16 protein-coding genes are annotated in these 18,940 nt (G+C 35.0%); 11 read left to right on the forward strand and 5 right to left on the reverse strand.

Going from position 1 to position 18,940, the window contains the following annotated elements:
- Together ABD692_RS14620 and ABD692_RS14625 are read right to left on the reverse strand one after the other, a co-directional pair.
- Window positions 1-2,760: a TonB-dependent receptor gene (locus tag ABD692_RS14620; RefSeq protein WP_344768150.1), complete on the reverse strand. Its 2,760-nt coding sequence runs from the start codon at window positions 2,758-2,760 to the stop codon at window positions 1-3.
- 1 nt (window position 2,761) lies between these two features.
- A complete protein-coding gene (locus tag ABD692_RS14625; RefSeq protein ID WP_344768152.1) occupies window positions 2,762-3,448 on the reverse strand; it encodes a hypothetical protein in 687 nt (228 codons plus the stop codon).
- 236 nt (window positions 3,449-3,684) lie between these two features.
- Between ABD692_RS14625 and ABD692_RS14630 the strand changes: the two genes are divergently transcribed.
- Window positions 3,685-4,107 carry a VOC family protein gene (locus tag ABD692_RS14630; RefSeq protein WP_344768155.1) on the forward strand — a complete coding sequence of 141 codons (423 nt, stop codon included), beginning with the start codon at window positions 3,685-3,687 and terminating at the stop codon, window positions 4,105-4,107.
- A 56-nt stretch (window positions 4,108-4,163) separates the two neighbouring features.
- On the opposite strand, the gene ABD692_RS14635 is transcribed toward ABD692_RS14630, so the two are convergent.
- Entirely contained in the window at window positions 4,164-5,759 is a 1,596-nt protein-coding gene (locus ABD692_RS14635) for an ABC-F family ATP-binding cassette domain-containing protein (RefSeq protein ID WP_344768156.1), read from the reverse strand.
- A gap of 158 nt (window positions 5,760-5,917) precedes the next feature.
- On the opposite strand from ABD692_RS14635, the gene ABD692_RS14640 reads away from it, so the two are divergent.
- The 3 genes from ABD692_RS14640 to ABD692_RS14650 all read left to right on the forward strand — a co-directional run bounded on the left by ABD692_RS14640 (window position 5,918) and on the right by ABD692_RS14650 (window position 7,909).
- Window positions 5,918-6,934 carry a 2-hydroxyacid dehydrogenase gene (locus ABD692_RS14640; protein WP_344768158.1) on the forward strand — a complete coding sequence of 339 codons (1,017 nt, stop codon included), beginning with the start codon at window positions 5,918-5,920 and terminating at the stop codon, window positions 6,932-6,934.
- Between the two features lie 98 nt (window positions 6,935-7,032).
- Window positions 7,033-7,623: a sigma-70 family RNA polymerase sigma factor gene (locus tag ABD692_RS14645; protein WP_344768160.1), complete on the forward strand. Its 591-nt coding sequence runs from the start codon at window positions 7,033-7,035 to the stop codon at window positions 7,621-7,623.
- Between the two features lie 10 nt (window positions 7,624-7,633).
- The gene (locus tag ABD692_RS14650; RefSeq protein WP_344768162.1) at window positions 7,634-7,909 is read left to right on the forward strand and encodes a hypothetical protein; all 276 of its coding nucleotides are present in this window, start codon (window positions 7,634-7,636) and stop codon (window positions 7,907-7,909) included.
- Here the strand turns inward: ABD692_RS14650 and ABD692_RS14655 are convergent.
- Entirely contained in the window at window positions 7,896-8,975 is a 1,080-nt protein-coding gene (locus tag ABD692_RS14655; protein WP_344768163.1) for a hypothetical protein, read from the reverse strand. The genes ABD692_RS14650 and ABD692_RS14655 overlap by 14 nt on opposite strands.
- Before the next feature lie 370 nt (window positions 8,976-9,345).
- Here ABD692_RS14655 and ABD692_RS14660 point away from each other — a divergent pair, with 370 nt between their 5' ends.
- From ABD692_RS14660 to ABD692_RS14690, 7 genes are all read left to right on the forward strand, one after another.
- The gene (locus ABD692_RS14660) at window positions 9,346-9,543 is read left to right on the forward strand and encodes a hypothetical protein (RefSeq protein WP_344768165.1); all 198 of its coding nucleotides are present in this window, start codon (window positions 9,346-9,348) and stop codon (window positions 9,541-9,543) included.
- A 130-nt stretch (window positions 9,544-9,673) separates the two neighbouring features.
- Window positions 9,674-11,353 (forward strand): tetratricopeptide repeat-containing sensor histidine kinase, encoded by a 1,680-nt coding sequence (locus tag ABD692_RS14665; RefSeq protein WP_344768166.1) that lies wholly within the window; start codon window positions 9,674-9,676, stop codon window positions 11,351-11,353.
- 6 nt (window positions 11,354-11,359) lie between these two features.
- On the forward strand, window positions 11,360-12,031 hold the full coding sequence (locus ABD692_RS14670; protein ID WP_344768168.1) for a response regulator: 672 nt from the start codon (window positions 11,360-11,362) through the stop codon (window positions 12,029-12,031).
- Window positions 12,032-12,644: 613 nt separating this feature from the next.
- Complete coding sequence (locus ABD692_RS14675) at window positions 12,645-12,779, forward strand: hypothetical protein (protein ID WP_344768170.1); 135 nt, start codon at window positions 12,645-12,647, stop codon at window positions 12,777-12,779.
- A gap of 99 nt (window positions 12,780-12,878) precedes the next feature.
- Window positions 12,879-14,771 carry a phospholipase D-like domain-containing protein gene (locus ABD692_RS14680; protein WP_344768171.1) on the forward strand — a complete coding sequence of 631 codons (1,893 nt, stop codon included), beginning with the start codon at window positions 12,879-12,881 and terminating at the stop codon, window positions 14,769-14,771.
- Between the two features lie 9 nt (window positions 14,772-14,780).
- A complete protein-coding gene (locus ABD692_RS14685; protein WP_344768172.1) occupies window positions 14,781-15,662 on the forward strand; it encodes a hypothetical protein in 882 nt (293 codons plus the stop codon).
- Window positions 15,663-15,951: 289 nt separating this feature from the next.
- The gene (locus ABD692_RS14690; protein ID WP_344768174.1) at window positions 15,952-16,464 is read left to right on the forward strand and encodes a thermonuclease family protein; all 513 of its coding nucleotides are present in this window, start codon (window positions 15,952-15,954) and stop codon (window positions 16,462-16,464) included.
- A gap of 2 nt (window positions 16,465-16,466) precedes the next feature.
- On the opposite strand, the gene ABD692_RS14695 is transcribed toward ABD692_RS14690, so the two are convergent.
- Window positions 16,467-18,839, reverse strand: a complete 2,373-nt coding sequence (locus tag ABD692_RS14695) for an outer membrane beta-barrel protein (RefSeq protein WP_344768175.1) — start codon at window positions 18,837-18,839, stop codon at window positions 16,467-16,469.
- Window positions 18,840-18,940 lie beyond the last annotated feature (101 nt).

The following is an 18,940-nucleotide window of genomic DNA, read 5'->3' on the forward strand; positions in this document are numbered from 1 at the left end:
TTAAAATCTTATATTATAGTTGATAAATGGAATTTCTGATGCAAAGATGGAAAGTTTGTAACCACTTATTACACCGTTTTGCTCTGTAAAGTATGTTGAATAAGCATTTTGTCTGCCCGTAACATTATAAACTCCAATTGTCCAGGAGTTATGAGTAAGCTGATGCACTTTATGATTTCCTTCGATGTTTAATGAGATATCGGAACGGAAATAATCTGGTATTCTATATGCATTTCGATCCGAGTAAAAAACCCGCTCGCTGCCAGCATAATAGTACTTCGCAATTGGAAGTGTAATTGGTCTGCCAGTACTATAAGTTACGTTTAGCGAGAAGCTATAGCGATGCGTAAAACGATAATTTCCAGTAAAATTAAAGGCATGCGGTTTATCATAGTTTGCAGGGTAATAATTTCCACCATTCACAGGAGCGGCTATAGTTGCATCATCCATTTTAAGGAAGGTTCGAGAATAAGCATAACTCATCCAGCCATTAAGATTTCCTGTGTTTTTACGTACAAAAAATTCAACGCCGTAAGCTTTTCCTTCGGTATTTAAAACATCAGTTTCTATATGATGGTTGAGCACCAGATTAGCACCACTCTTATAATCCAGATAGTCTTTTAACTTTTTATAGTAAACCTCTACAGAAGTTTCTATAGTTTGCGATTTAAAGTTCTTATAAAGTCCTAAAGAAACCTGGCTTCCAAACTGCGGTTTAATGTTAGGGTCGCTCAATTTCCAAACATCAGTTGGCGCTATAGCGGTTGTGTTCGATAACAAGTGAATATATTGTCTTAACGTATTATAGGAAGCTTTTACTGAAAAATTATCACTCAAATTATATCTGGCCGAAAGCCTTACTTCAGGCCCATGATAAGTTTGAATAAGCTTATTATTACCATACTTTACACTATCAATTAAATTAACACTTGTTTTTGGTAATCCTGGAGCGTAATTATTTATCGTTTGCGGCCCTAAATAGTTATAAAGAGAATATCGCAAACCAGCACTTATCGAAAGGTTAGTGCCAATATCATATTTATCACCAATGTATAATGCGCTTTCTAAAGCCTGCTCAGATGGCATTAAATCTGGTCGAACCAAAGATTCATCGCCTTTTGGATTGAAATTACCTGGATTTAGTTTATAATAAATGCTCGATAAACCAAAATTAATCGTGTGGTTGTTATTTAAGTAATAAGTGAAATCGGTTTTAAAATTCGATTGATTAATATTAAAATCGAGGTTGTATGCTGTTAAAGGATTTACAGCACTGTTAATATTATATTCATACCGATCTACGCCAGCAGAAAACACACCATAAATCTTATTGTTAAAGATATGTTTCCACTTTAATGATGCATTTTTATTGCTATAACTGTAGGCTGTATCGCTATTTAACTTGAAATCATCAGTACTGTAGTAGCCAGAGAAGTAGATGTTGTTTTTTTCATCAAACTGGTGACTGATACCCAAATTTATATCTGTAAAAGAGGCTCTACTCTGCTTATAATCATCAGGAAGCAATTTTAGCAGCCAATTAGAATAAGTAGTTCTTGCGCCTAAAATAAAAGAGGTTTTATTACTATCGATTGGCCCTTCAATATTTATTCGACTGGTTATTAAGCCAATACCTGCTGTACCTGTAAATTTCTTTTTGTTGCCTTCGCGATTAGTTACTTCTAATACTGATGATAATCGTCCGCCAAAACGTTCGGGTATTGTGCTTTTATAAAGCTGTACATCTTTTACTATATCAGGATTGAATGCAGAAAAGAAACCAAAAAAATGTGATGGGTTATATATTGTGGCATCATTAAGCAAAATTAAGTTCTGATCTTGAGAACCTCCCCGAACACTAAAACCAGTACTTGCCTCACCAACAGATTGAACGCCGGGTAAAGTAAGTACCACACGCAGAATATCGGGTTCGCCAAAAACTGAAGGCACCTGCTTAATATCTTTTATATTTAGGCGGTTAACGCCCATTTCCAAACTCTTAATATTCGCGATTTTATCTGAAGAAATTTTTACCTCTTTAAGAGAGAAAATCTGCTCCTGAAGTTCGATGTTCAGCTTACCATCACCGTTTAGTAAAATCTGTCTTCTTGCATCACGCGAAACAACAGACTTAACAACCAGCGTATGCCTACCCGTAGGAAGTGTTAGCGAGTAAAATCCAAATTGATCTGACATGGCACCTACCTTTGATTCTAAAGAATAAATACTGGCGCCTACAATTGGTTCTCCTGTTTTTATATCTTTCAAATAACCCGCCATTGTTGCCCTGGCCTGGCCAGTTTTTGTACCTACAGCATATACCTTATTTTCTATCGTTGCATCAGCTACTTTTTCGGTTTGGGTATCATTAAAATAATCTGCAGTTTTAACTTCCTTGGCTTTTTGGCCTTCCTTAACAGCATAGTAGCCTTCGGCCAACTCTGTTTTAATTTGTTTATTTCGAGTTAAAAATATATCGTTTCCGCTAATAGCATAATGAAAATCAGTGTTTTTAAATGCCTCTTCCAGTATAAAAGACACTGGCTTTTGCTCTACTTTTAATGTAATGCTCAAACTAACGGCATTAACTTCCTCGAAATAAAAATGATAAGCAGTTTTGGCTTCAATATCCTTTACCAAATCGATTATTTTCGCGTTATTGAAATCAACTGATATTGGTTTTGAAATATCGTTCTGCGCAAATGAGCTTAAGCTCAGAAACGAGAAAAAAGTAAAAATAAAATAAATAGTGAAGCGCATGTTAGTTAGAAAGATTATCAAAATAATTAGCTAATAAAACCATTGCCTTTGTCGGTTCTTTTCTAAACTTAACAGCATTGGTTTTAAGCAATCGTTTCATCTCGGCCTTATGATCTTTAAAAAGTTTAAGGAAAGAGCTTTCATTGGTGATTTTAGAATAACTACCATCTTTTTTCACAAAGAATTGAGTTCTTACCTGAAAATATTTTCTTAAATCGGCAGTTCCCGATGTTTGTTGCAAACTTGCAGATCGCTTAACGAGAACTTGAGTTTTCCCATCGTGAAGCAGCTCCAGGAACCCACTTTTAAAAGGTATGTTAACGCTATCTTTACTCGTATCTATAAAAACGTGATGGTGATCTAAAATTGTAAACGAACTTACTTTTTCAGATATTAAGCTGAATTGTAAAGAGCTTTCGTAGTTATTGCTAATTAACACGTCTTTATAAACATCATAAAGTAATGGAACATTCTCATACTTAAACCCATTGTAAACTACAGTACCATTTTTAAGTAACTTTTCTTCGAGGAAGTACGGTGATCCATCGATATTAGAACGGTAACCAACATAAGAAAAGCCGTTATATAAACGAGATTGAGAACCGATAGCCTTATTGAAATAAGTTTCGATATTCTTTTCAGCTATTGATTGAACTTCAGCACCATCAGACTTAACTAACTGGCTCATTGCAGCTTGACTAAGCCCAATTGAAAAAAGAAGTGAACAGCTTATAGCTTTGAACATTTTATAGAGAGATATAATTTTTTAAGTTAAATAATTAAGCTGTACAAAATATTAAGTATCAAAAATGTTATTCTCTACGGCTCTAAAAGGCAGCGCACCTACAACCCTTAAATTTGTCTTGAATACACCCATCTGCCTGTTTTAGTGTTGCTTAACTTAGCTTATCAAAACACTAATATATGAATACATTTCACCCATACTTAAACTTCGATGGCCAGGCCGAAGAAGCTTTTAATTTCTACAAATCAATTTTCGGTGGCGAATTTATTTTTCTTAAAAAAATAGGTGATGCACCAGATTCTGAGCAATTCTCTGAAGAGGAACGTAATCGCGTAATGCACGTTGCTTTACCAATAAATGAGCATACCATTTTAATGGCATCAGATTGCGTTCCTTCGGCGGGCCATGTACTTAACTCAGGTAATAATATATACATTAATATTGCAGCCGAGAGCCGTGAAGAGGCAGATCGGTTATTTAACGGTTTATCGAATGGCGGCACCATAGAAATGCCAATGGAAGATCAGTTTTGGGGAGATTATTTTGGAAGCTTTAAAGATAAGTTCGGAATACAATGGATGATTAATTTCGGATCATATTAAGACAGTGAGGCTGTATATAAATAAAAAACAACTTATTATACAGCCTCATTACTCTTTTAAGTGCCTGTTAAGCTTATAAACCTCTCAACTCCGATTTGATTCAGAAAATATTCATCATGAGAAACAACTAAAAGCAACCCTCCATATTCATTAACCGCAGCAGTTAAAATTTCTATGTTTTGAATATCGAGGTTATTTGTTGGCTCATCTAAAACGATAACATCTGGAGCCTGTGTGCCAATTGTTAAACAGCATAACATTAACCGCATCCTTTCTCCACCACTTAACGTTGCGCAGGGTTTATCCCAAAATTCTTTCGTGAAAAGAAACCTGTTTAAACGAATTTTAATTTCATGCTCCAACAATGCCCCCGAATTATTAGACTGTGCCTGCTCATAAACACTAAAATCGTCACGAATTAAAGAGTAATCCTGATCAATATAAACTGCATTAAAATCGGTGATTTTAATGCTGCCCGACTGGGGCACAAGCAATCCGAGTATCATCTTAATAAATGTGGTTTTGCCTGAACCGTTTAAACCTTTAACAGCAATTCTTTCTCCAGCAGTAAATTGAAAACTTAGGGGGTTTTTCCATAACAACTGACTATTATATTGGAAATTTATCTGCTCCGCAGTAATCAGAATTTTTCCGTTATGAAAACGAGAGGCTTCAAAACCCATCTTCATCTTGTCGACATCCAACGCTTCCCTCCGCAATTGACTTAGATCTTTGGTAATTTCATTTACCTTTTCTGCGTGTATGCCTTTAATTTTAGAAGTGCTTTTTTCGGCATTATTTTTCAGCGTATTCATTGAAATGGTAGGCAAACCTGCCTTTTCTTGTTTCTTTTTTCCTCGGGCATCTAATTTTTGTTGCCGCTCTATTGATTCCTTTTGTATTTCTTTTGCCTTACGTAACGCTTTTTCTTTATTTTTCAAATCGTTCTCGTGTGCCTCACTTTCTATCTTTTTTTGTTCGATATAAAAATCATAGTTCCCCCCATAAACAGTGATACCAGCTTTATTAAGTTCATAAACCACATTTAGCAGATTAAGTAATGTTCGATCGTGGCTTACCAACAGTAAGGTATGATTAGTTGAGGCTAGATAATTATATAAACTTAATCGACCTGCATCATCAAGGTGGTTACTCGGCTCATCAAGCAGCACCATTTCGGGTTGGTGAATGTGGATGCCAGCAAGAAAAATTTTCGTTTTTTGACCACCACTTAACAACTGCAGTTTTTGCATCAAATCCAATTCATCTAAGCCCCAAATTGCAAGTGATTCCTTGCAACGTTCTTCGATTAACCAATCGTCATTTAGTGTTTCTAAATTTGACTCCGTTGCCCGACCTTCTAAAATTTCGTAAAAAGCATTCAGCTTATCGGCAATGCCCAATGCTTCGGCAACTGTGCAGTTATTGTATTGCCCGTAAATTTGCGGCACATAGTAAGGTTTAACTTCTGCCTTGAGAACGCCTTTTGAAGGAATTAAATCTCCAGCTAATATTTTTAAGATTGTAGATTTACCCGAACCGTTATTTCCAATCAGTGCAATTTTATCGTTTTTATTGATTTGGAGATTTAACCCTGAAAAGAGTATATCTCTATTTGGATGTACGTAAGTACTCTCTTGTAGAATAAGCATAATTTCTTTTTAACTGTACATAATTAAAAGCAACAGCCTACTGTGCCTGTGCTAGTTATTTTTTTCGAAAAGAAATTAAATCCTACATTCAGAATTGGTTTTGATTATGATGCAAAAATAAGAAAATGATTTAAATCACAGCCATATAGCCGAACTAAATGAGTATTTTAGCTACTATGAAAATCCTGTTCTTCTCTGCAAAACCATACGATAATACATTTTTTGAACGTTACAACCATTACGGTTTTGAGATGGAATTCTGGGAAACTCACTTAGGCCCGCATATTGCTGATGCTGTAAAACCTGGTACAGATGTAATTTGTGTATTTGTTAATGATAAGTTAACTGCCGAGGTAATTAAAACCCTATTCGAAAAAGGAGTTAGAATTATTGCCCTTCGATGTGCAGGCTTTAATAATGTGGATTTGGATGCTGCAAGGAAATATGGCTTGAGGGTTTGTCGGGTTCCTGCCTACTCGCCCGAAGCTGTAGCAGAACACGCTGTTGCCATGCTGCTCACCTTAAATCGTAAAACACACAAAGCTTATAATCGGGTAAGAGAACAAAATTTCTCGCTAACGGGCCTTATAGGTTTTAACCTTTTCGGGAAAACAATTGCTGTAATTGGAACTGGAAAAATAGGCGCTGCCTTTTGCAAGATTATGCTGGGCTTTGGCTGCAAAGTAGTAGCTTTTGATCCATTCGAAAATGACGATTTGAAATTACGCGGTATTGAATATTTACCTTTTCACGAAGTGATAAAACTGGCAGATGTAATTTCGCTCCATTGCCCCTTAACAGCAGAAAATGGATACTTAATTAATGCTGCGGCAATTGCAGCAATGAAAAAAGGTGTAATTATAATTAATACCAGCAGAGGCGGATTAATTAATACAAAAGATACTATTGAAGCGTTAAAAAACGGCCGTATTGGAGCATTAGGAATCGACGTTTATGAGCAGGAGCAAAAACTCTTCTTCAAAGATTTATCTGGCAGTATCATCGATGATGACGAGATTCAGCGCTTAATCAGCTTTCCAAATGTACTGGTTACGGGTCATCAGGCATTTTTTACCCAGGAAGCTCTTGTAGAAATTGCAGAGTCAACATTACACACCATTTCTAAGCTTTTGCAAAATCAAGCCGTTGATAACGACCCATCAGTATTAGTTTAAATTTTAATCGTAAATAATTTGTAAGGAAATAAAATCTATACCGACTAACACTGAATTGAGCGTAGCAATAATCATCAGCAAAATTATTTGAAAAGCAAATGCAAACGGAGCCAGCAACTTTAAATACCTTTCCCTGCAACCCTAAAAACTGGGTTGTAAACTATGCCGATTACCTCTACAATTATGCCGTAACACGCATTAACGATGATGAATTAGCAAGAGATTTAGTACAGGAAACATTCTTGGCAGCCTTAGAAAAAGTAGAAAAGTTTGAAGGCAGAAGTAAAGAAGGCACCTGGCTTACCGCGATTTTAAGAAACAAGATTATCGATGTGTACCGAAAAAAATCGGCATCACTTTTAAAGCAAGAAATTAGCGAGGCGGAAGATTACAATGCCCAGGATTTTTTCGACAAAGATGATGGCCATTGGAATCAAAATCATCGCCCAAAAGCCTTTGGTATTGAGGATTTTGATGTCCTTGGAAAGAAAGAATTTAATCAGATACTTCAACTTTGTTTCCACAAATTACCTGCCCTATGGTTATCGGTTTTTACTATGAAACATCTAGATGATGAAAGTGCCGAAAGCATTTGTACAGCGCTTAAAATATCTTCCTCTAATTTTTGGGTAATTATACATCGAACAAAAGTAAACCTGCGTTCGTGCCTTCAAAAAAACTGGATTTAATATCAACGAAATGAACGAACTAAAAAAGATTCAATACAATTGCAGGAAAGCAACCTTTTTAATCGAGAAGAAACAAATCGGTAAAATTACAATTCGCGAAAAAATAGAACTATCTATTCATTTAGCTGGTTGTTCCATTTGTAAAACTTTCGAAAAGCAGAGTTTAGTAATTAACCACATGGTAAAGTCGCTATTTAATGCTTCGCAACATCATAGCCTAAAACTCGATGATGATTTTAAAAAGGATTTACAAAAACGGTTAGATGAAAAGCTTAGTCAGTTTTAACTGGCCGTTTATTTTTTTGTTTTCTTATCAAATAATCTAACCCAAAAGCAAATAATATTGCCCCCAATATTGAACAGCAAACCAAAGCTATAACATTTAATATAAAGCGGTGGCTGGAAGTATGATTGGTTAAAATATATGAAGTGAGTGGTCTAAGCCTCTTAACCGTATCAACTGGATGCATACCGCTATCTGTAAAAAATTCGTGTTTTTTATCCACACTAGAATACCATACCTTACCTAAGGATTTTTGCGTCAGCGTATCTGATAAATAGATTTTTTTAAGGTTATTCAACTTTTTAACGTCTAAAGGAATAACAGGTAGATCTCCTTTTATATCCTCGCATTTAATTGGCTCATAATGGGTTCCTGCCCAATACATACATCCTTCATCGACCGCAGGTACACTAATACGATCTGTATAATTTCTCCATAAAAAAATTGCGCCAGCTTCAATTAATAAAATTATTATGGTGATTAAAAAGATGTTTAGAAATGAGGGACGAGTTTTTTGTTGGTTTACTATTATTGGATCACCAACGGTTTCAACTTGGCTCACGAAATCTTTTGTTTCTGGTTGGGTTAATAGTTCTTGAGCTGACGAATTGATAGAATCACTATCAGGCTCTGATTGAATACTTGGATCTTCGTTTCTACTTGTATTCCCTATAATCTGTAACTCATTATCTTCCTTATTTGAATCTTCACTTTCGTCAGATTCTTTTTCAGATTTGCCCAATTCAAACTTAAAATTTATTAACCAAGCTACAAGCTCTATAGTTTCATTTCTAGGATCTTTGGTTACATCTTTCAAGAAATTAACAACAGGTTTAAATTTATCTGCATTTACTTTCTTAAGTGCCGACTCAATCTCAATATCATCTGATAATTGGAGAAAATTTCTTACGATCTGTTTGTCGCCTAAGGTATTTTTTTTCTTATAGAGATCCTTGCATTCTCTTTTTATTCGAGCATCAGTAGGAATCCTCAAATTAATTGAAAAAACTGGGTCTTTACATAAATCAATATAGACAGATCTTATATGTGTTGGAGAAAAATCAGGCATTAATAGAAAGCATTTAGTATAAAAGTACAACAGAATTTTCGGAATTTTTACGGTTTTCCAGAATTTTCAACAGAATTAAAGGAACTACCCGAACTATCTCCAAATAAGCTTTTTGCAGCCCTCATATTTGTATCAGCAATCAGCTAACGCAATGATTCATTATCAAAGCTAAAATAAAAAACCTGATTACTAATGAGCAGAAATCGCGGGTCTTAATAACCGACCTGGGAAGCAGTTATAAGCGCCCGTGATCGAAACTCAAAACACTTCCCAAAAATTTCAGAAGGCCTTCTGATTTACAGTTTGTAGCAGCCCCCACGAACGATCGTGGGGAACTACCTAGTATTTCATTTTCTAAATTTTTGAAAAAATGTTTATTCCATTATTTATTGCAATTCTATTAGGATTAGTAAATCCTTCAACAGGTAATACCTGCCCAAATAATAACAATACAGTCGTAACCACACAAGGCACACCAGACGACGGTGGTGATGGTGATGGAGGCGACACGGGTGGTGGCGGCCCAGTTACCGGAGAGAATGGTCAGTTACCTCCACCAAAACCATAGTTAAAGAATTATGAATAGGCTTACACGGCCTATTTATTATCTTTTAATCTAAAATATTTCTTTCTGGTAAAATAATTTTATCAGAAAGAAATTATTAATTTCTTAATTTAGGCTTAAACCCTAACAAATTTTGAAATATCCCGCTCTTTTATTTTTGCTCCCTATACTTTTTTCTTCCTGTTATAAAAAAGAAATCAAGAAAGAAAAAACTACTGAAAACCCTTTTTATGATAAAGCCTTTGCTTATCGGGAAACAAAAAAACCTGATGGCGCATTTCTGTATTTCAACAAAGCAAAAGATTTTTTTATTCAACAAAACGATAGCTTAGGTGCTGGAAAGTGCCTGGTTAATATGGCCATAATTTCTGCTGATAGAGGCGATTATTTTGGCGGGCAGGAACTCTCCTTAAATGCGATAGCTTACTTTAATGAAAAAGACCAGAAGCAACATGTTTACATTCAATCTAATTATAATAATCTGGGGATTACATCCGATAATCTAAAAGAATATAAGCAGGCTATAACTTTCTACGAGAAATCTAAAAAATATACGGTAGGTAATTTGGGCTTATTAGTTGTTCAAAATAATATTGCAAATGCTTATAAAAGGCTGAAGAATTATCCGAAAGCGCTGGCGATATACAAAGATATTTTAGCAAAAAACATAAGTCAAACCGAATATGCAAGAACCCTGACAAATCTTGTTTATACCGAATGGTTACAAAATGAACAATTCAATGCCGCACCTCCACTACTTAAAGCTTTAAAAATTCGTGAACAAGAAAACGACATAAAGGGGCTCAACTATAGTTATTTTGCATTAGCCGATTATTACACAAAAAAGAAACCCGATTCAGCACTTTATTTCGCTGAACGGATGTATCAAACGGCTAAAGAAATAAACAACCCTGGCGATCAGCTTCAAGCCCTGCAAAAATTGATTAAACTCAGTGCTCCTGCAAACTCAATACGATACTTCGATCGCTATCAAAATCTGGAAGATAGTTTACAAACGATCAGAAACGCCGCTAAAAATCAATTTGCGCTCATCCGTTATGAGTCAGAAAAAACCAAAGCCGACAATCTTAAGCTTCAAAAAGAAAACACCGAAAAAAAATATGAATTAGCAACAAGAGAATTCCTGCTCCTGGCTGGATTTATCACCTTTATTTCCGCAGCCATTATTGGTGCGTTTTGGTACCGCAAGCGACAAGAGAACATGAAGGCCGAAGCGCAAAAGGCGATTACCGAGAGTAGATTAAAAACTTCGAAAAAAGTACACGATGTTGTTGCCAATGGTTTATATCGGGTGATGACAGAAATCGAAAATGAGTTAAACCTAAATAAAGAACTTATTTTAGATAAAATAGAAAACCTTTACGAAAAATCGCGTGATATTTCTTACGAGAAGCCCGTGTCGCCAGACAAGCCTTTTAACGAAATTATTTCGGCACTACTAAGCTCTTTCGCAACTGAAAACACTAAAATACTAATTGCTGGTAATGATGCGGAATTGTGGCTCAAAGTAAATGAACAAAGCCGCTACGAACTCGAACACGTTATTCAGGAATTGATGGTAAACATGCAAAAACACAGTAAAGCGAGTAATGTAGCCCTAAGATTTGAAAATATAAACGAACAAATAAATATTTACTATACGGATAATGGCTTGGGTATGCCCGAAGATGCTTTGTTAGGAAACGGACTCCGAAATACGGGAAACCGTATAGAACAAATTAAAGGAGCAATTACCTTTGATACCAAAGTGCAGAAAGGACTAAAAATCCAAATCTCATTTCCTGTTTCCTAAATATTAATGATGATGTTTAAACGAGTATTAATTGCCGAAGACCATGAAAGTACCAGTATTTCGGTGCGCAAAACTTTGGAAGAACTTAACATAACGCAAACCGAATATAGTTACTATTGCGATGATGCCTTGATGCACATTAAGAAAAACGTAAATGCAGAAATAACTTTTGATTTACTTATTACCGATCTTTCTTTTGAAGAAGATCATCGTAAACAAGAACTTGCTGGTGGCGTAGAACTGATCAATGCCATAAAACAAATACAGCCTAGTATTAAAGTACTGGTATTTTCGGCAGAAAATAAACCCGCATTAATCGACGAGCTTTTTAAAAAACACGGCATAAATGGTTATGTTCGAAAAGCACGCCACGATGCTAAAGATCTAAAACTTGCCATCGATGCCTTATCAAAGGGCAAAACTTATATCTCGCCCGATTTAAAACAGAGTGTGAAAGAAAAAAACACCTTTGAATTTACTCCTTATGATATCGCCATCATTACTCAACTTTCTCAAGGTACACTTCAAAAAAACATACCTGTTTATTTGCAAGAAAACAACCTTAAACCATTTGGTTTAAGCAGCGTTGAAAAACGATTGAATATGATGAAAGAATTATTGGAGTTTACCAAAAATGAACAACTGGTAGCTTACTGCAAAGACTTCGGAATTATATAATTAACCTGCCAATTAAACCAGACAGAAGCTTTGCTAGTATAGCCTTTGAAGAATGCCCAATATCTAAAATGGCCTAAGCTAAAAATCCAAAGTTTTGCCACTTGCTGGGCTAAGCTACACCAAATCTTCGCCGCTGCCTAACCCTAATTATTCTCTACACCATTCTAAAAGGATGATACGCCCTTTGGAGTACCTTTCTCCAGAACTAAAGTATTCAGGAAGCAGATACGAAGCATACTAGGAGCATGGTGCATGCAGGCATAGCTGGAACATAGACTAAACGCGGACCTGAGGTGGACTTGATGCGGAATTGAGGTAGACTTGTTTGCTGGAAAATTATTGGAGTTTTTGATATGGGATTGAGCAACCCCTTTGGTTGAAACAAATATAATCAATTATGGCTATAATAAATGGGATTGTGCGATTTTCGAGGCAAGTGGATCTAATTTTATCAAAGGGAAAAGAGAGATATCTGGTAACATCATGGATCTATTCGCAGTTGTTCCCCAAAGCATAAAAAAAGAATTTTAGCCTTTACGGTTTCCCGTAAGGAAAGCATATCGGGCGGCAGTAATTTTACTTCACAACCAACAGACTAAATCATTTCTGGATTATGGAACTAAAATTAAAGCTCGATCAGCTACACCAAAGGGTGAATGGCTTAAAAGATCAAATTAATACCGAAGAGGCGACAAAAAATGCTTTTGTAATGCCTTTTATTCAGATTCTTCACTCCTCTCTTAACTAATCAAACTTAATAACGCTCCGCTCTCAAAAAATGAAGGGATTGCCAAAAGTTTCTCGGGACAGAAACCGGCAATTCCTCGTTTTGAAAAAGAAATAACAAATGAATGATATCCTAACAACTGGCGTCGAAATAAAGCAAAGAATTATTTCAGAAATTCAAAATGCAAAAGCAAGTATTTATCTAGCGATGGCGTGGTTCACAGATAGAGATATTGCAAATGCAATTATTGAAGCAAAAAATAGAAATGTCAATGTTGATGTTATTTTATCTTCAAACGCTTCTAATGAAACTGTAAAATTAATGTTTAAAGGCGCAAATATCAGCGTTCACGCATTTGACACAGGTGATGATAGAGGAATGATGCACCATAAATTTTGTTTAATAGATAACAAAACTTCAATAAACGGCTCATATAACTATTCCTATAATGCAAGCAATAATAATGTTGAGAATATTCAGGTTTCAGATGATCCTACAACTTATAAACAATTCTTTTCTGAATTTGAACGAATAAGGTATAATATTGACCATAACATCGATGTAAACATAACAATGCAATTATCTAGTAATAATCTTCAGCAGACTCAACCTATAAATGTAATAGATACTTTTTCTCAACATTTACACGACCTCGTATATTCAGCAGCACAAATAAATACTGATGAATATAGAAACAAAGGATACGATTCCTCAAAAGATAGTGAAGGAAGCATTGAAATATTTAGAGCAGAATATAACAGTATAAAAGAGGAAATTAGAGCTTTTGCGACAGACGACAGTTTGAGTAGTAAGAAAAATATTTTAACTACTAACATCTCAAAAGCTTTTATCAGTACTAAAGCTAACTTGGACGACGAAAAACAGAACAAAATTATTGTAGCGAAAAAAGACAGTGAATTAGAAAATAGGCAAATCACAGATAAAATTTCACAATTAAGACAAGACAAATCTGTATTAGAATCTGGGAATCAACAGACTGAGGAAAAGGGATTATTACAAATCAATAAGGAAATTGAAAAAAACAAACTAGAGCGTAAAACAATTGAACAATCTTTTGTAGTCAAAAATTTCTGGTCAGTCGGCACAATATTAGTAGCTTTTCTGTTAACTATTTTCACCTGTTATTTGTCCTTTTTTTTTGCTTCGGCGTTGTACAAAATGCTTTTTGAAAGTAATGCATATAGTGCCTCTTTAGAGGCGGGTATAAATCCTGGGTTACCAAAACTCGTTGATGCTAATGCCATTGTTAAAATATTTAAACAACAAGGGTTATTGTTCGGATTTATTGCCACGATTTTCTTTCTTTTCCCAATTCTCCTATCCAATATAAAATTGCTCGGGAGTAAAAACAAGTACGTAAATCATCTTTTATTCTGGGTCGGACTTGCTGTTTTTGACATCATAGTCGCGGGAATGATTGCAATTAATACTGATAAAATAAACTCTTTATTAGTAGGTAAGGAATCTCAAATGCAAATTTGGGAAGTTATCAAACATGGCGAATTTTGGATGATTTTTATGTTTGGAATGGTTCCTCTAATTATTACCCATTATTTAATTGAGAATATAACTGGTGTCTATAAGCTTTCAAAAAGAGAGCTGGTCGACGCGGAAAAAAGTAAAAAAATCCAGCTGCTGGATGAAGAAATGATAGAATTAAATGGGAATAAAGAATTCATTATTAACCGAATTAAAGAAATTGATGTCGCAATTAATATTAAGAAAGACGACATCCTAAATCTTGAGATGCAAATCAATAATCTCCAAAATCAAATCGAAAATAGTTATGCGGAGTTACACAAACAAATTAAGGCAATTTTCGATGATTTTAGTAACAAGATAATAAGTGGAAAAATCTTTACAGATGTAATTTTGGAAAGTGTTATTACTGCATATAATTCTGGTTTTATAGAGCATCTCCCCAAATTTTACGCAACTGGTGAAGTAGCTCGGAGAGTTCGAGAAATTGAGCAAGTAATAACAACTAATTAAGCTATAAGAATGAAACCCATTTTAATTAATATACTGGTAATACTCTTGTTTACGTCATGTGGCATTATTGACACAAAACCACAAAATAAACATCTGACGTATCAAAACATTGTTATTCTTTCAGATATGTCTAGTCGTCTCGATAATAAGCCATCGAAAGATTTGGAAGAAATCCATAAAATAATTCAATTTTTCAAGAACGAATGTGTCAAACCTGGAGAGAAAATTGGTGATAAATCTTCTGTTACGTTTTCTACATTTTCAGGATTGGTTTCAGCATCTATTGACATAGATAAATTCAAAGGTTTAGGAGCAAAACAACAATTTATAAATTCGACTGGAGTATATCAGAATAATGGATTGCAGAAACAAATTGAAGTTTTTGAAAAGAAAGCAAAAAGTGTTTATGCAAATGCGAGAAACCAAGGCTTGGATTTAATAAGCATTTTAAGTGAAAAAATTGAAAATGAAGGAATTATCAAACAAAACAAGGAGTTAACTGACGGCATTGATACAACTTTTATCAATTATGAAAACAATATTTACATTTTCACAGATGGTTATTTGGAATATTTAAATAAAAAAACGAACAGTCAATTTTATTTCGGCATTCTTGAAATAGATAAGATACGACAGTTCTGTATAGCTAATAAATCAGATATAGCAACTACTCTTAAAGCAAATCAATTGCTAACCTTACCTGCATTAACTGGAAAGAAAAATCAATTTATCAGTCTTCACATATTAGAAACACATGAACGTGATAAAAACGATAAATTGCAAACATACAAATATCCAAAAGGGCTAAGAGATAATGAAATTCTAGAAGCTGTATGGAGAAAGTGGGCATTAGAAAGTGGTTTTAGAAGTTTTGAATGGAAAAAATATTAATTACCCGCCTAAAAAACCTTTAACTGATATTAATACTTGATAACAATTAAGTAACCTTAATAACCCTCTATTTAATTCTAAATCATCCCCCTATGAAAACCCTCTCCCTACTCCTATTTTTGTTTACCAACATTCTATTCAATGCACCAACCACTGTTTATATTTGCAGCAGCGAAAATGCTACGAAATATCATTTAAAATCCAGCTGCCGTGGTTTAAGCAATTGCCAATATAAAATTGTGCAAACCACCCTTGAAAAAGCAACCAAAGACAAAAAAACTTTATGTGGATGGGAAAAATAACCGCCCTGATTTTACTGCTTTTTACTGGGCAGGCTTTCGGCCTTGCTGATCCACGCAATTTAAAAAATACCGTTTTTACCGCCAAAGTTATTCGAATTTTGGATGGCGATACGATGGAGGTTTTATACCAAAATACGCCAATAAAAATAAGACTGGCACATATCGATTGTCCAGAAAAAAGAAGAAAACAACCTTTTGGTAATAACGCCAAAATTGCACTATCGGATTTATGCTTTGGGCAAAACGTTACCATTCAGGCACAGAAATACGATCGCTATAAAAGACTTATTGCCGTAGTAATTAATTCAAGAAAACAAACCGTTAATCAGGAAATGATTAAAAAAGGCATGGCCTGGCATTTTAAAAAATATTCTACCGACCCGCTTTATGCACAACTGGAAATAGAAGCCAGAAGAAATAAAGTTGGTTTGTGGAAAGATGCAAAGCCAACACCACCATGGGAATGGCGGAAACCAAAACCTAAAGCATTTTTTCTTTAAATTTACTGATTTCGCCTTTGTTCCTCATCCGAACCAGAATTTCGTTTCCTACCTTCGATTCGGGCGTTGCCAAAACGATAAGAAAAATTTAAGCGGATGCTTCTGCTATCATATTTACTTTTTACGCTATAATCTATATTCCCATAATTCCTTAAACTTCGGGTTATGCCTGTAAAGAAAATATCGTTGATACTGATACCAAGATTGCCATTACCCTTCCATATTTTTTTGCCTGCACTAAAGCTCGTTGTACTAAATGGGAGATTTATATATGTACCATAAGTTACTCTAGCCTGCCCATAGAAAAATATTTCGGCATAAACAGTTTTACTAAGTTGAAAGTTATTTCCGATAGATAAGTAACCTGTGCTTTGCTTAACCTGTTCCATTACATTATTGTAATTAAAGCGATAATTACTGTTCGATATTCCTAAAGCGTAATTAAGCTGCCAGATTTTAAACAAGGTATTATTGTACGACATATTAAAGCCCATATTGTGGTAACTACTAATATTCGCTTTAAGCACTTTGTAAATTTCATCCTGGTTGTCCCTCGTCTGGAAATCGGTAATTACATCTTTAGTGGTAGAATAAGAGGTAGAAAAATTAAGCTTGCTGTTGTACACGTAAGCAAGTCTGAAATTTTGGGTATAAGAAGGATTGAGATAAGGATTTCCTGTTCTCGAGCTAAAAGCACCTGTAACAATCATAAAAGGATTCAGCTCGCTGTATGATGGCCTGCCTATCCTTCTTCCATAAGTTAACGAGAAGGCGTGCTTTCCTGTTTTAAACCCTGAGCTAAAGTTCGGAAAAAGATTTAAATAGGCATTCTTAACCCTGCTTCCGAGCGTTAGCGATATGCCACTGGTAAAAGTTTGTTCTGCCCGTAGCCCAAGCTGCAAACTAAATTTACCAAAAACCATTCGGCTGGCACCGTAAACTGCAATAATTGTTTCATCGTAATGAAATTCGTTACTTCCATAATCCAGAACAGGTTGCCCCTGACTGCTCATTACAGAACTAAAATTATTCTCTAAACCAACGTCGCTAATTTTTAAACCAGTTTCGAGCGTACCAGATTTTATTTTCTGTGTATAATCGGCCTTTAAGCTGTAAATCTGTGAGGTAGTTTTTCCTTCCTGAATATAATTTCGACTTATTGGTAAGCCATTATTTAGCTGGGTGATTAAATTTTTACTCTCATTGTGATATTCAAATAATCCCGCATCGGCGTCTATATTAAGTTCCTGCTGCTTTTTGGTATCAATTAAATATCGATAACTAAGGTTTAAATTTAAGCCCTTATTCACAACAGAGCCTGGATTTTCAGACAACGTATAATCAAAATCATTAGCATTAGAAAAAGACCCAACTTTTGCAATAGAGGTAAAACCTGGTTCTCTCTTACTGTAGTTTCCTGTTAACAATGCGCTGATGCTTTCTTTAGTATTTAAACTACGTTCGAAGCCAGTCCGAATATTTTGACTTTGGTAAGGTGTATTGTAAACCGACGAATCAAGCAGTGTTTGATTCAAATCCTGTTGCTTATTTACAGTTTGCAATTCCTGATATTGTTTACCTCCGCTACGGCTATAATTGAGGGTTATATTATTTTTCCCTTTTTTATAGTTAAGCCCTGCACTTCCATTTGCCGATGGATATTTCCAGCCATGTCCTAAAGTAAAATTGATAGTTGCATCATATCCTGGCTTTATCCTTTTAATGGTTTTAATATTGATAATTCCGCCAGCACCAGCAGCATCATATTTTGCAGAAGGATTATAAATAACCTCAATTTGTCCGATATCTGTACTGGGCGACGATTCGAGTAATGTTATTAAAGAATTGCCACTGAGCCGAGTAGGTTTTCCATCTATTAAAACCATAATAGGCTTACCTTCTACGGTAATATCATCACGATTGATAAGCACACCAGGTATTTTTTTTAGTACATCTACGGCATTGATACCAGCTTTCGGATTACCATCTACATTTACCAGAAGCTTGTCGGGCTCTTGTTGTAAAAAAGGTCTACTGCTGCTAATTATTACTTCCTTCAATTGCTGGCTTGTCGACATTAAAACAATATTTAAGAAGCCTGTAGTATCTGTTAAGCTAATGCGATAAGGAATATATCCCATGTGGTTAACTGCCAGATAACTTTTACCTATTTCCCCTTTAATAGAAAACTTTCCTGTTCCATCCGAAACTGTTTTATAAATTACCTGATTCGATAAATTATGTATGGTGATACTAGCACCTGCAATAGCTCTTTTAACTGAATCGATAATTGTTCCATCAATCGTTGCAACTTGTCTGGCTTCACTAAAACCAGTTATTAAAATTAAAATAATCGATAGGTAGAAATATTTCATCGCTAATACAGTTTGGCTTTTTAAACAGGTAATAATTGCGGTTTAGTCGCTATGCCTGTCGGTTTGTTTTTTGCTAAAGATGAAATCCAAACCTCAACAAT

This window comes from Pedobacter ginsengiterrae, from assembly GCF_039537385.1.
GTDB lineage: Bacteria > Bacteroidota > Bacteroidia > Sphingobacteriales > Sphingobacteriaceae > Pedobacter > Pedobacter ginsengiterrae.

Coding starts and splice junctions, on each gene's coding strand:
- ABD692_RS14670 (WP_344768168.1), top strand. CDS start 11,360: ATGATGATGTTTAAACGAGTATTAATTGCCGAAGACCATGAAAGTACC.
- ABD692_RS14680 (WP_344768171.1), top strand. CDS start 12,879: ATGAATGATATCCTAACAACTGGCGTCGAAATAAAGCAAAGAATTATT.
- ABD692_RS14675 (WP_344768170.1), top strand. CDS start 12,645: ATGGAACTAAAATTAAAGCTCGATCAGCTACACCAAAGGGTGAATGGC.
- ABD692_RS14635 (WP_344768156.1), bottom strand. CDS start 5,759: ATGCTTATTCTACAAGAGAGTACTTACGTACATCCAAATAGAGATATA.
- ABD692_RS14690 (WP_344768174.1), top strand. CDS start 15,952: ATGGGAAAAATAACCGCCCTGATTTTACTGCTTTTTACTGGGCAGGCT.
- ABD692_RS14685 (WP_344768172.1), top strand. CDS start 14,781: ATGAAACCCATTTTAATTAATATACTGGTAATACTCTTGTTTACGTCA.
- ABD692_RS14655 (WP_344768163.1), bottom strand. CDS start 8,975: ATGCCTGATTTTTCTCCAACACATATAAGATCTGTCTATATTGATTTA.
- ABD692_RS14650 (WP_344768162.1), top strand. CDS start 7,634: ATGAACGAACTAAAAAAGATTCAATACAATTGCAGGAAAGCAACCTTT.
- ABD692_RS14625 (WP_344768152.1), bottom strand. CDS start 3,448: ATGAGCCAGTTAGTTAAGTCTGATGGTGCTGAAGTTCAATCAATAGCT.
- ABD692_RS14695 (WP_344768175.1), bottom strand. CDS start 18,839: ATGAAATATTTCTACCTATCGATTATTTTAATTTTAATAACTGGTTTT.
- ABD692_RS14620 (WP_344768150.1), bottom strand. CDS start 2,760: ATGCGCTTCACTATTTATTTTATTTTTACTTTTTTCTCGTTTCTGAGC.
- ABD692_RS14660 (WP_344768165.1), top strand. CDS start 9,346: ATGTTTATTCCATTATTTATTGCAATTCTATTAGGATTAGTAAATCCT.
- ABD692_RS14640 (WP_344768158.1), top strand. CDS start 5,918: ATGAGTATTTTAGCTACTATGAAAATCCTGTTCTTCTCTGCAAAACCA.
- ABD692_RS14645 (WP_344768160.1), top strand. CDS start 7,033: ATGCAAACGGAGCCAGCAACTTTAAATACCTTTCCCTGCAACCCTAAA.
- ABD692_RS14630 (WP_344768155.1), top strand. CDS start 3,685: ATGAATACATTTCACCCATACTTAAACTTCGATGGCCAGGCCGAAGAA.